Source organism: Pontibacter sp. MBLB2868 (assembly GCF_051904785.1).
In the GTDB taxonomy this organism is placed as follows: Bacteria; Bacteroidota; Bacteroidia; order Cytophagales; family Hymenobacteraceae; genus Pontibacter.
On sequence record NZ_CP196710.1, the window covers coordinates 678536 to 691474 of the forward strand.

Below are 12939 nucleotides of genomic sequence, written 5' to 3' on the forward strand. Positions count from 1 at the left end.
CTGATATGTTAGATGTTGATACCAGAGAATCAAAGTATGGTTGCAGTAAAGTAACTGCTTCAGAAGTAAGCGAATAAAAAAACAGTTTGTGCTACCTTTTTTTGTTTTACCAGATCACCAGACTTCAGCTTACTTAGATGCTGCGATACAGCCGGAACCGTCATTTCCAAAATATCACTGAGGTCGCAAGGACAAAGCTCATTCTGCTCTTTTAGTAAGAAAAGAATCTTTAACCGTGCCTCATTGCCTGCCAGATGGAACACCTTGGAAAGGTCTTGTAGGGGAGCAGAAAGATCTTCGATCCTGCTTTTGCAAGCATTGATCTGCTTTTCGTCGGCAAACACCCTGATACATGATTTAGACGCTTTCACTTTCATTCGCAATAAAATAGTACGGTAAATTAACAGCCCCACAGCAAGCTCAATGCTTTATTTAAGGATTTGCTTAAATAAAGGTAAATTATTTTTAAAGATTTACACAGGGTAGCTTATCTATTTTGGTATAACTAAAACTTTGGCTGCTTTGATATATGCACCTTTGTCCAGATACTATTTTCTAACATGACAGTAAGCTGTTATGGTGCATCCATTGCACTTTTGCTGTAAGTATAGACTTGCTTTGCTCCTGATGCAGGTTAGAGTTTCCATCAACCATTCTGGCCTGTATCGGGTGACGGGAAGGGTTTAATTAAAGTATTTAGCAGATGAAAAAGCCAGTGTAAACAGAACTGAGATTAAATATCCCCGTTTCTGTATACTTTACCTGAACTTTAAATCTGTTGATATGGAGCATCCTGATAAAAATGATAACATGAATGGTCAATATACCACATTTGTTTCTATGTTGGCCTTCTCCTTTATTGCCATGTACATTACGATGTACCTGAATACTTATGAAATCGACCATGTATATTTTAGCCTGACCCGCTTTTACATGTCCTGTTTGGGTATTTCAGCAATGGCCGTGATCATGTTTTTGTTTATGAGAAAAATGTATAAAAACAGGAAAAAAACATGGCAATCATTGCAGGAAGTTTTCTCTTATTTGTGATTGCTTTGTTTCTTGTTCGCGCGCAAAAACCAATTGGCGATGTACTCTGGATGAAAGCAATGATCCCCCATCATTCTATAGCCATACTAACCAGTGAACGTGCTAACATTACTGACCCTGAAGTAAAAAAGCTGGCTAACGAAATAATCAAAGCGCAGAAACGGGAAATCATAGAGATGAAAGCTATGATAAAGCGACTGACCGAGGAATAGGGGCCACCTTAATTTATAAGTTTAGTGGTCCTATAAGCAGACGCTCGCAAAAGCTGCGAGCGTCTGGGAGCGTTAGCCTAAACCTTACGCTTTTACAATTTTCCTTTTCATCAGGAATCTCTCAGGGGCAGTTCTGCCTTCGCTATCCGGGATATAGCCGGCAAACTCCCAGCCCATTTCGTTCAGCGCGTTCATAACGGCTACTGCGGTTGGATATGTTCTCTCCTTCTTAGTTTCGCTTTTGATGTACTCTTCTATAGAGATGGTTTTATCAGCAAACTCGAGGCGTGCCTTATAGTTTTTGCCCCAGTCAGTGGGAGCCAGGCTTACCTGCAAATACTCTTCGGATTGTGCTACTGATACCTTATCAGATGAAGATAGCTTGTAATATTCTGTTTGCTGCGGCGTCTGTGCGCTTGCTGAAAGGCTAAGGCCAAGGGCGATAGATAACAGGGTGGTTGCTTTTTTCATGTTTATAGTTGTTAGGTTTATCAGCGTGTCGTAATTGCCTGGTTTTTAACAGGGCTTTTTTTATTTAGTGCTTACCTGCTGTAAGTGAGCTTGGTGTCAAAGCGACCATCGGTAATGGCCATGGTTTTAGAGGCGTTCGAATAGTGGTCCAGCACGCCTTCAAACTGGCCGGATACAATGTGGTTAACCGTGTCGAGGCGGGTGATGTGCAAGGTAATCTGTGAATTCTTTACCAAATGATAAAAATCATTCTGGTTCATGTCTGCAACCATAGTTGCCATGTCATTCTGGGCAGGGGTAAGTGTGTAAGTGCCGGGCTTACTCACATTGTTTGCACTGAATGAGAAACTCTGGGAGATATACCTTTTCTCGTCCTTAAACTTGTAGTTATACTCAGCCCTGACAATAAGACTGTAGGTGCGGTCTGCATTTCTGTGCAGGCGACCTTCTACATAATTGTCTTCACAGGTAAAGTTATAACACATATCGCCATAGTTTACCCATACCTTTCCATTGGCTTTAAAACCAAGTGTATTGCTGCCATCCTGGGTAATGGGCGGAAGATTGAACTCGGGCTCATTATCGCAGGCGCTAATGCCCGCAACCAGGGCTGTACCTAGTAACAGGCGGAGTATGAAAAGTCGCATCGTACCAAACGGTATAAAATTCTGTAATTATAATAAATATTCAGGAAAATTACATTACCTGATGTTCCTGATTGGTCTCTTTTAGCAGCCTCAGTATATAATCCTGTTGCGTTCATAACTGCATTTATTTTGACGGGAGCCGCTTTATCGGCTACAGGCAATAAAGTGTATTCCGCTGAATACCAGGGTGCGTGACGTGGAACAGGCTCCTGATGGATCGGTGTTTGTACTGACAGACCAGCGAAACGGGAAATTGCTGTGCCCGAAGCCAATGCAATAGTTGCGAAGATCTGCCAGAAGTGAAAAACTATACTTGCTCTTTTAAAAGTAAAAAGGCCCTTCTGAATTAACAGCAGGGCCTTTTTCTAAACAAACAAACTAAACCATTATCCTGAAAAAGAGGGCTTTGTATGATCCTCTGCTTTCGTCAATTTTAACGTGTGCCAAACATGTCAATTGATCTTACAAAACCAACTTCAACAAAAGTACCCGTGTTGTAGGCACGATCTATTTTTGCCGGGCCGGAGTTATAGTTAATATCTCCGCCATAAATATATTCCGGAAATACGTTCAGATACAGGTTAAACATGTGGTCTTTCTGCCACTGAAATGCATAGCCGGTCATGAGAGGCGTCTTTCCATCCTGTAAGGTGTTGCTCTGTGGGTCGAGGTACATGCCAATACCTTCCGCATTAAATTTTTCACCGATCAAGCCAATGGAAATATGGCTTCTGCGGTAGTCAGAATCCGGATTTGTGGTAAACCGCAGACCATACTCTAACCTGTTAAAATTATTGTTAAATTCTCCGTTACCATACTCTTCCGCATCCAGGCTATAAGTATATACCTGCCGAGATCCTGAGCGGAAACCAATATATCCTTTTGCCCACTTAAGTCCACCGTATGCCCGGAAACCACCTACAAGTAGGGAGACAGTATAAGCATCAAATATAGGGCTGAAGCCAGCCTGCGGTGATAGGAAGGCATAAGCACCGTAATTCTCTGCCTCTAAGCCTATTTTGCCTGTTACGTTTAAGTTTACTGTAATTACATCTTTACTGATAACGCTTTTCTCATCCACAGTTTTTCCATTGATCATGGTAGAGTGCTCACTGCGGAACAGTAACGGAGAGTAGGTGCCGGAGTAACCAACCTCCACGCCTGCAAATAACACCGGCTTATATTTGTCGGCGGCAGCAGGAGCCTGGTAGCTGTAATCGGGGTTGTAAGAATCCATGCCATCGTAGATGATACCGGCAAAGTAGTACAATACGGTGGCGCTGGCCGCAACAGAAGCAGTTTCCTGTACCTGGCGGTCCTGGTTCTTTTTCTCTTTCCAGGCATCATACTTCTGCTGGCGCTCACGGGCTTCCTGCTCTTCTGCAGCTTTCAGGGCTGCTTCCTGTTTTGCGGCAGCCTCACGCGCCAGGCGCTGGCTTTCTTCGTATTCCTCCTGCTTTTGCTGTGCACTTTGTGTACTCGTAGCGGTAGTAGAATTGCTGGTTTGGGTGCTGGCAAGTTTAGATGTGCTGTTTGACTCCGTACTGGTAGCAGAGCCGGAGCCCGACGTGTTGGTAGCTGTTGTTGTTGCCGATGATTTCGCTTTTTCAGCAGCAGCGGCTGCTGCCTTTTGCTTCTGTAGCTCTTCCTCTTTCTTCTTTTCTGCTGCCAGTTTATCTGCTGCGGCTTTCTTCTCGGCAGCGGCACGCTCTTCGGCTTTTTTCTTTCCGGCGGCAAGCTTTTCCTCTTCTTTAAGCTTTTTCTCCCTCTCCAGTTTTAGTTTCTCCTGGGTAACATTTTTAATACTGGAGTACCTGTAAGAGATACTGGAGAGATAGGTATAAGAATCCCCATCTTTTTTACGGCATCCTTTCTGCGCATCTCCTCCTAAAAAGATATGCGAATAGTCTGAGTCAGGTGTAAATCGTCCTCCGGGCTTAAGCGTAACTACCTTGTTTACATGCAGCTTGAAGTTTCGGGGGGCATGGCACGTAGAATTTATGGTGACATCAACTACCAACTCATACTCTTCGTTGGTGTTGTTCTGGATATAGAACCAGTACTCTTCGTTGCCAAAGCCATAGTGCCTTTGTGCGCTGATCGTGAACCTCGGATCGGCCTGGTGCAATGTGATGTCTTTCCTTTGGGCAAAAGTTGGGAAGCACAGAAAAAGTATTCCGCTTAGCAACAATAGTTTAAGGTTGAAGTGCATGTGAAGTAGAAGTGTTAAATAAAAAAAGGGTTTAAGTGTAAATTCAGAAAAAAGTATAGGCTATGTCCTTACCAGGCATAACAGTATAAAAGATTAAAAAATGATGAACGCATGATGTTACAAACCTATACGACATGCAAAATTCGAGGTAATGCAGGAGCATAACAATACCCACTTTCGGGTATTTATATATAGTAGAGTATAAATATATGCTCTGTCCAGGAAATGTAAGGGCTTTGTTTACAGAGTAGCCTGGTTGCCTCAGCTGCTAAAGAACGGCGTCGGGAGCTGTGTTTTTAACGTAACCACCCGCTGCTCCGTAAACACTCCAAATAAAATGTTAACCTAAATCTTAAAACACATTATGGCACACAGCCATGCCATTTCACCGTCAAGCAAGAATAAAAAGAAGCTGAAGCAGGTGTTAGCCTTAACCTTTCTCTATCTGATTGCTGAGGTAGTGGGTGGTTTCCTGACTAACAGTCTGGCACTATTAGCCGATGCCGGACACATGCTGACAGATGTGGGCGGTCTTGTATTTGCGCTGATCGCGATATACCTGGCTGAGCGTCCTGCCTCGCCTGACCGCACCTACGGTTACTACCGGGCAGAAATACTTGCTGCGCTGGCTAATGCGGTGGTACTGATCGGTATTTCACTTTACATACTTTATGAGGCCTATACCCGCTTTTTAGATCCACCTGAGGTTTCCAGTAAACCAATGATGATCGTGGCGTGCTTCGGACTTGTAGTGAACCTCGCGGGGATGTTTATACTTCGGAAGAGTTCTGACGAGAGCCTGAACATGAAAGGTGCCTACTTCGAAGTATTATCGGATATGCTGACTTCCGTTGGGGTGATCGTGGCAGGTATTATCATGTGGACAACGGGATGGTATTATGCTGACCCGCTGCTTTCTGCGGCCATTGGCCTCTTTATCCTGCCCCGAACCTGGGCACTGCTTAAGGATGCGGTAGGGGTACTGCTGGAGGGAACTCCGGCTGACGTGAACACTGCCCAATTACGGGACACTATTGCGGCTGTACCAGGCGTGGTAGACGTTCATGACCTGCATGTATGGTCACTTACTTCCGGAGTAAATGCCATGAGCGTACACGTGGTGTCAGCAGATGGTACACCTCCTAACAGTGTGCTGGAGCAAGTCAATGACCGTGTTAAGTCGTCTTATAAAATAGTGCATACCACCATTCAGGTAGAGCAGGAGGGATATACAGAAGGAGAAACGCATGTATAAGCGTACGGTTTGCTAACTGAATTTTACCTGGCCTGTGTTGTAGACTGAAGCAGCGGAGCGGTATAGTGAGTGGAGTAGTTTTATCCTGAAAGGAATTTGATGTAGCCTCAGCCTTTAATTTTGGCTTTATCTATAAAGTAGCTTCTGCCTTTTGGTAACACATGCATGATTAGATGCTCCAGGCACAGGGGTTCTCCTTTCTTTATGAGTTTAAAATTGTTCCCTTCCAGTTCCCGTGCGTCAAATATCACCACTAATCCGGATCCGATCGTTTCTATTTGTTTACCTTCTGATATCAGAATACCGGTATCTTCTCCTAAGCCAATGCCAACCAATTTAGGGTGAGAAGCAATTGCCTCGATCATGCGTGGAATGCGGCGGCGGTTCACGAAGTGGGTGTCGATGATGGTGCTGCTGACAAAGTTTAGCCCTTGCCCAAGTTTAACGATACCTTTTATCAGTGGCTTTGTTTCAGTGGAGCTTTCTATCATAACCTGGCAGAGCGCCATAGCACCGGCGCTGGTGCCGGCTATCAGAAACTTTTCTTCATGAAGGTAGCGGTGCGCCATCAGTTTCAGTGCTTTTGTGTTTATAAAAGTCTCGCTTATCCTGAGTTGGTTGCCACCCGTAAACATTACACCATCCGCCTTGCGCAGGCGCTGCAGGGTTACTTCGCTGTCAGCCTGTTCCCTGGTCTTAATTGCCAGGTGGCCTACGTTATCACACCCTAATAATATGAATCCGTGCAGGTATGCGTTGTACAGTTCTTCAGGTATACCAGTGGCTGTCGTGATAACTTCAATGCGTGTCCCGATGCCATACAGCTCATCATGGATACGCTTTAAAATACCTTGCTCAAAAAATTGAATTTGCTCCGGCTCATCCACATTGTTTGTTAGCGGAAAGCTGCCCTTGTCCTCGTTGCCGCCTATTGCCACTATTTTGCCCTTAGGTACCATGTTAGCCAATACTTAAGATCATGCTCACAAAACTAAATTCACGCTCCTGAACTTCCTGCTTAGCCCGTCCTAATCTATTGGCAGTAACCTTGTGCCAAGGCCGATATGGATGGAAGCATAAATTCCCCCCAGTGATACATCTGGCACACCCTGCACCTTATCACCGTCAAATTTGAAATCACTGTTACCTACCTCAAACTGGTAGCCTGCTTTGAAAATGACAGGTACCCAGGTAGACGTTTTACCGGTTTCCCGCTCACGCTCTCTTCTGTAAAACAGATAATGAAAAGCAATCCCGACATCAGCTAAATAAGAATAATTGCTCAGGCTCACTTCCTGGGATGGGTTCTGCAACAGGTTTTGAAAATTTGCCGAGGACTTAGACTTATCCTGGATCAGGAGCATGTTTCTGCCTAGTGTAGCCGTAATGCTTGGCAGTAGCCTTGCCTTTTCAGATGTAAGCAGGTCGTAACCCAGGCCAACGGCATACTGCTGGTTTCGGAATTCGATCTCGCGGGTATCGCCCTTTACCTGGTTCGTAAAGGAATAGGATGTTCTGAGCGATGCCATCCATTTGTTTGAGATGTTCTGTGTCAGGAAGCTAACCGAGTTAATGTTTTCTGATAGCTCCGGAAGGCCAGAGGCTGAAATTGCCTTGTTAAGATCTCCGAGATCTACGCGTTGGTAGTTATACCCGACAGTTATCTGGAAGTTTGAGCCCCTTATGAGCCTATTGGCTACCTGCCCCTGTGCCATTATCTGGAAGGGTAGTAGCAGAAATAAAATAATAAGGTAAGTATAAAGATGCTTCATGTTTATGAACTGTCGATTATCAGATATTATATAAGATGTATCTGTTTACGGAGCAGGAAGTAATAATTGTTGTACAGTTTCAGGCATATTTAAAACCTGGTCCAACTTTCTGGCCCTGAAAGCGGAAAATATTCATATCCTATAAAAGGACTGGTCCCCAAAATAACAGCTTGTAATTTAGCTGCAGGCCGGTTAAAAGACACTTTCTCTCAAAAAGCTATCAGAATTGGTGAGCGTATAACGGGGTAAACTGCCAGTTAGTGAATAACATATCATATGCGTGTTTTACTAACTGATTTTTATATCTTTAAAGCGTGCTTGTACAGCACACCGCTTCCTCCCGACTCCAAAACAGACTGATTTTATTGCATGCTGAAGCTTATACTTCAGCTATAGGAATTATTTTTTCTGGTTTTAAACTATTGCTACACCTGAAAGTCTAAAGCTGGATTTTATTAAAGTATAGTCTGATTTGAAAAAAAACTTTACTCTTTGCATTGCTGCCATAATCTTTTTATTGCTATGGTCTACTGTGCTGGTGTCAGCGCAGAATACATCTAATAAAGGAAAGGATTTCTGGTTAGCTTACCCGGCACACCTTAGTGAGCTACGATCACAGATGAGTTTATACATTACCTCTACTGTGCCAACATCGGGTACTATAACCATTCCAGGGCAAAACTATACAGCTAATTTTACGGTCACTGCAAACATGGTGACGGTGGTCAGTGTACCGCACCTGGCTTACATTGCCAGCTCAGAGGTAATTGAGAATAAGGGTTTACATGTCACTACCAAAGATCCTGTGATCGTTTTCTCACACATCTATGCCCAGAATCAGTCCGGGTCTACGCTGGCTCTTCCGACACCAACGCTGGGGCGTGAATACTATATCATGAGCCATAGTGATGCCAACAGATCGATCAACTCACCTATTCCGCCTTATTCAGAGTTTACCGTTATCGCCCTGGAAAACAACACAACCATCCAGATAACACCAGCTGCCACCACAATAAAAGGCGTCGGAAGCGGAAGCCCGATCACGGTCACACTGATGGAGGGGCAGGTATACCAGGTGCAGTCCCTAAGCGACCTGACAGGCAGCAAAGTGGAGTCAATTAGCGCTAACGGAGCTGATTGTAAAAGAATAGCTGTTTTTTCGGGCAGTTCCTACACCCGTATGGGGTGCGAGAATGCTTCTTCCGGCGATAACCTCTATCAGCAGCTGTATCCTATCAGCGCTTGGGGTCAGAATTTCGCTACAGCCCCGGCCATGAACCGTTCCGGGGACAAATTCAGGGTACTCGCAGCAAAGGACAACACCAGGATTTCGGTAAACGGAGGGGCACCCATAACAGTTGATCAGGGCAAGTACTATGATTTTATAACTGATAAAGCCAGCTACATTACCGCTGATAACCCGGTGACCGTGGCGCAATACACGCTAACGCAGAACTGCGATGGGGTAAAAGGAGATCCCGAAATGATCATACTTAGCCCGGTAGAACAGACGTTAAAGGACATTACGGTTTATTCCTCCCCATTCTTTGCTATCGAAAAGCATTTCATCAACGTAGTGATGCGCACAGCGGAGATAGGCAGCTTCCGGCTTGATGCTGCGCCACTTACCTTTACTCCGATAGCAGCTAATCCATTATTCTCCTATGCCCAGAAAGAAGTAGGACCTGGTAACCACAACCTGAAAGCTGATGCTGGCTTCACGGCCATGGCATACGGGTTTGGCAACGTGGAGTCGTATGGCTACTCAGCGGGTGCCAACATCAAAAACCTGAATCAGAACATCACTTTCGACAAACAGTCCTATTGCCAGGGAGATGTGGTATCCTTAACCGGTTTTGCCTCCTATGAGCCTCAAAGCTGGTTATGGGAGTTTGGCGACGGCAGTACTTCTACAGAACAGAACCCAAAGCATACATACGCTGCTCCGGGTACCTACACGGTTAAGCTGATCACGGTTAAGAACAACGGGAACGACTGTGACTCGAAGGATGAAACAACTGCAGAGCTAATTGTTTATCCGAATCCAACGCCAAGCTTCTCTTATTCGCATGAATGCCTGAATGCCGCGATCTTATTTAAAGATGAATCGGCAGTGCCCGGAAACGACAGCCAGATCGTAGAATGGCTCTGGGATTTTGGTGATGGCACAACGTCTGCCGAACAACATCCGTGGCATGCCTATGCAGCACCCGGTCAGTATAACGTAACGCTTACCACGCTTACCAATACCGGCTGTACCAGCCAAATAAGCAAGCAGGTAGAGATGCTGCCCAAGCCGGTGGCTGCCTTCGACGCTCCCGCTGTTTGCAACAACCTTGCAAGCACTTTTACAAATAAAACTACGTCAGTTGTGCCTGTCACTGGCTGGGAGTGGGACTTTGGCGATGGATCACCAACCGCATCTGAACAACATCCAAGCCATACCTATGCTGACGCTGGTACCTATTCGGTGACTCTCACAGTAAAATTTGAGGAAGGCTGCCAGACCACAGTTACAAGATCAGTGACAATATACCCACGCCCTGAAGTGAAAATGGAGCTGCCAGGTGTGTGTATCAGCGACGAAGCCCAATTTGTGAACCAGACCACTATCAGCTCAGGCACCTTAAGTTATGTATGGGAATTTGGTGATGGGGCAACTTCTACAGTAAAGAATCCAAAACATAAGTATACGGCTGAAGGGGTTTACAAAGTGAAACTTACGGCCACCTCTGATCATGGCTGTACCCAGAGCATGGAAGTGGATTACCTGGTGAGCGGGGCAAATCCGCAGGCTGGGTTTACTTCTGCCGGGGCCTGCCAGCGCGATGGCATTCAGTTTACAGATGCCTCTTCAGTTGCATTTGGTAAGATCATCCGATGGGAATGGGATTTTGGTGATGGCACAACTTCTGCCGAGCAAAATCCTTTACACATCTATCCGGCACCGGGTACTTATAAAGTATCGTTAAAAGCTTATTCCGGTATTGTTTGTTATGGCATTACCAGCAGGAATGTAACTGTTATTATAAGCCCCACAGCGGCTTTCGAAACTGCGAACAGCTGCCTCACAGAAAGTGCCAGGTTTAAAAGTACAGCCTCTGTTGGGTCAGGGAGTATCGTAGCGCATGAATGGGATTTTGGAGACGGAAGTACTTCTGGTGACGTGAATCCGGAGCATCGCTATGCCAAGGCTGGTACCTATGCAGTGGTGCTTGTAGTAACCACAGACAAAGGGTGCCAGCATAGTTACCAGCAGGAGCTGACAATATATGAAAAGCCGCAGGCAGCTTTTACCCCAGTGGTAGGTTGCCTTTCTGATGCGGTTGCCTTCCGGGATGAAAGCAGTGTGGCCAGCGGAAATATTGTTGCCTGGAACTGGAATTTTGGAGATGGCAGCACCTCCGGCCAGCAGCACCCTGCACACAAGTATGACAAGGCAGGTAATTACCGTGTAAACCTGCAGGTGACAACCGACAAAGGATGTACCGCAACACTGGAGAAGACAGTGACCATTAAACAGGTGCCTTTGGCAGACGCAGGCCCTGATCAGTTACCCGTCTGCGGAAGCACCAGTACCACGTTGCAAGCCAACACACCTGCACAGGGAGCGGGCTTTTGGACGATCCTGAATGGCACAGGAGGCCAGTTTTCAGACCCAACAAATCCTAGAGCAAGCTTTACGGGCAGAATGGAAGAGCGCTATAAATTGGTATGGACTGTCAGCAACGACCCCTGCGCTTTTACTTCTGACGAAGTGGAAATTAAGTTCAGTGCTTACCCGGAAGTATATGCCGGCCCGGACCTGGAAATAATTGAAGGAGAAAGTATCATTCTGGCCGGCAGCGGAACAGGAACGCTGAAATGGTCGCCGGCCCTATCGCTGGACAATGCCAGTATTGCCCAGCCCACTGCCAGCCCGGAAGTGACGACAACTTATGTACTGGAGGCGACTTCAGCTGATGGCTGCGTGAGAACCGATGAGGTGACGGTGCGTGTGCTGCAGCGGCTGCGTATTCCGAACGGCATCTCTCCAAACGGCGATGGTATAAACGATGTATGGCTGCTAAAAGGGGTGGAGGACTACCCGGATATTACCATAGATATCTATAATCGGTGGGGAGATAAAGTGTATACCACCCGGGGGTACAGTACCCCCTGGAACGGCACAAGAAACGGGGCACCGCTGCCGGATGGCGCTTATTATTATGTGATCGACACGAACAAAGGAAGAAAAGCATTTACAGGTTCAATAACAGTTTTACGCAAATGAGAAAGCACATTTTAATTTCGCTGCTACTGTTGCTGCATCTGAGTGCCTTTTCGCAGCAGCTTCCGCACTTTAGCCAGTACATGTTAAACGGTTTCCTTATAAACCCTGCACTGGCTGGCTCAGAGAACTACGCGGAGATAAAAACAGGTTACCGCAACCAGTGGGCCGGAGTGGAGGGGGCCCCGGAATCCTATTACCTGACGGCGCATATGCCGCTGGGCAAAATGAATATGAATACAACGGCGACATCGGTCCCGTACAGGGGCCGAAACGGAAGCAAGGCATTATTTAAAGCGTATACAAAGCGGGATGTAACACTGGCTCAGCCGCACCATGGTTTAGGATTTACGGCCATCACCGACAAAGCAGGAGCCCTGAAGCGTTCTGACTTTGGACTTACTTATGCCTATCACCTGCCTCTGAACAAAGAACTTAAAATGTCGGCGGGTATTACAGGTGGCTTGTCTGCTTACAAAGTGGATGAAGAAAGCTTGCAGCTGACGGACCCGAACGACCCTACCTTTACGGGAGGAAACTACAACCGCGTAAAACCGAACATCACGGCAGGGCTTCTGCTGTATTCGAAACGTTTTTACATTGGCTCTGCAAGCTCCCAGATACTGCAGGATGAGTTGACCGGCAGCCTTAGCCAGGATGATAGCAACGAAGCCAGTTCCCGGGTACATCATTACCTGATGGGAGGGTACAAAGTGATGTTCACCCCGAACTTATCCATGTTACCTTCAGTGCTGGTAAAATATGCGAGCCCTGCTCCCTTGTCAGTGGATGCTAACCTGAAGCTGCTCTACAAAGATAAAGCCTGGATAGGAGGCTCATACCGCCAGAATAACGATTTCGTACTACTCGGTGGCCTAAACATGAACAACCTGCTACAGGTCGGTTACGCTTATGACATGGCAACTTCCGGCATTGGCCGGATCGGAGGGGGAGCGCATGAAGTTGTTCTGGGGATCCTGATCAACAACAACGGCAAGATATTCAGCCCATCGGATTTCTGGTAAGAGGCCTATAGGCTTACAGGGTGAT

Annotated in this window: 12 protein-coding genes; 6 read left to right on the top strand and 6 right to left on the bottom strand. The window is 46.2% G+C overall.

Annotated features, from left to right (window positions below; all coding sequences use genetic code 11):
- Positions 1-59 precede the first annotated feature (59 nt).
- On the bottom strand, positions 60-377 hold the full coding sequence (locus tag ACSX1A_RS02920; RefSeq protein ID WP_439882116.1) for an ArsR/SmtB family transcription factor: 318 nt from the start codon (positions 375-377) through the stop codon (positions 60-62).
- A 406-nt stretch (positions 378-783) separates the two neighbouring features.
- Between ACSX1A_RS02920 and ACSX1A_RS02925 the strand changes: the two genes are divergently transcribed.
- Together ACSX1A_RS02925 and ACSX1A_RS02930 are read left to right on the top strand one after the other, a co-directional pair.
- Positions 784-1050, top strand: a complete 267-nt coding sequence (locus ACSX1A_RS02925; RefSeq protein ID WP_439882117.1) for a hypothetical protein — start codon at positions 784-786, stop codon at positions 1048-1050.
- 5 nt (positions 1051-1055) lie between these two features.
- Positions 1056-1262 carry a DUF305 domain-containing protein gene (locus tag ACSX1A_RS02930; RefSeq protein WP_439882118.1) on the top strand — a complete coding sequence of 69 codons (207 nt, stop codon included), beginning with the start codon at positions 1056-1058 and terminating at the stop codon, positions 1260-1262.
- Positions 1263-1346: 84 nt separating this feature from the next.
- On the opposite strand, the gene ACSX1A_RS02935 is transcribed toward ACSX1A_RS02930, so the two are convergent.
- Both ACSX1A_RS02935 and ACSX1A_RS02940 read right to left on the bottom strand, forming a co-directional pair.
- A complete protein-coding gene (locus tag ACSX1A_RS02935; RefSeq protein ID WP_439882119.1) occupies positions 1347-1733 on the bottom strand; it encodes a hypothetical protein in 387 nt (128 codons plus the stop codon).
- A 71-nt stretch (positions 1734-1804) separates the two neighbouring features.
- On the bottom strand, positions 1805-2380 hold the full coding sequence (locus ACSX1A_RS02940; RefSeq protein ID WP_439882120.1) for a hypothetical protein: 576 nt from the start codon (positions 2378-2380) through the stop codon (positions 1805-1807).
- Positions 2381-2567: 187 nt separating this feature from the next.
- Here ACSX1A_RS02940 and ACSX1A_RS02945 point away from each other — a divergent pair, with 187 nt between their 5' ends.
- Complete coding sequence (locus tag ACSX1A_RS02945; RefSeq protein WP_439882121.1) at positions 2568-2660, top strand: hypothetical protein; 93 nt, start codon at positions 2568-2570, stop codon at positions 2658-2660.
- Between the two features lie 153 nt (positions 2661-2813).
- Here ACSX1A_RS02945 and ACSX1A_RS02950 read toward each other — a convergent pair whose 3' ends face one another.
- Positions 2814-4592, bottom strand: coding sequence for a hypothetical protein (locus ACSX1A_RS02950; protein WP_439882122.1), 1779 nt, complete (start codon positions 4590-4592; stop codon positions 2814-2816).
- A 364-nt stretch (positions 4593-4956) separates the two neighbouring features.
- Here ACSX1A_RS02950 and ACSX1A_RS02955 point away from each other — a divergent pair, with 364 nt between their 5' ends.
- On the top strand, positions 4957-5847 hold the full coding sequence (locus ACSX1A_RS02955; protein WP_439882123.1) for a cation diffusion facilitator family transporter: 891 nt from the start codon (positions 4957-4959) through the stop codon (positions 5845-5847).
- A 107-nt stretch (positions 5848-5954) separates the two neighbouring features.
- Here the strand turns inward: ACSX1A_RS02955 and ACSX1A_RS02960 are convergent, their stop codons facing one another.
- Entirely contained in the window at positions 5955-6806 is an 852-nt protein-coding gene (locus ACSX1A_RS02960) for a cyanophycinase (protein WP_439883532.1), read from the bottom strand.
- Positions 6807-6875: 69 nt separating this feature from the next.
- Positions 6876-7619, bottom strand: a complete 744-nt coding sequence (locus ACSX1A_RS02965; RefSeq protein WP_439882124.1) for a hypothetical protein — start codon at positions 7617-7619, stop codon at positions 6876-6878.
- Positions 7620-8091: 472 nt separating this feature from the next.
- On the opposite strand from ACSX1A_RS02965, the gene ACSX1A_RS02970 reads away from it, so the two are divergent.
- Both ACSX1A_RS02970 and ACSX1A_RS02975 read left to right on the top strand, forming a co-directional pair.
- Positions 8092-11892, top strand: a complete 3801-nt coding sequence (locus tag ACSX1A_RS02970; RefSeq protein ID WP_439882125.1) for a PKD domain-containing protein — start codon at positions 8092-8094, stop codon at positions 11890-11892.
- A complete protein-coding gene (locus tag ACSX1A_RS02975) occupies positions 11889-12914 on the top strand; it encodes a PorP/SprF family type IX secretion system membrane protein (RefSeq protein WP_439882126.1) in 1026 nt (341 codons plus the stop codon). The genes ACSX1A_RS02970 and ACSX1A_RS02975 overlap by 4 nt, the downstream gene beginning before the upstream one ends.
- Positions 12915-12939: the final 25 nt, after the last annotated feature.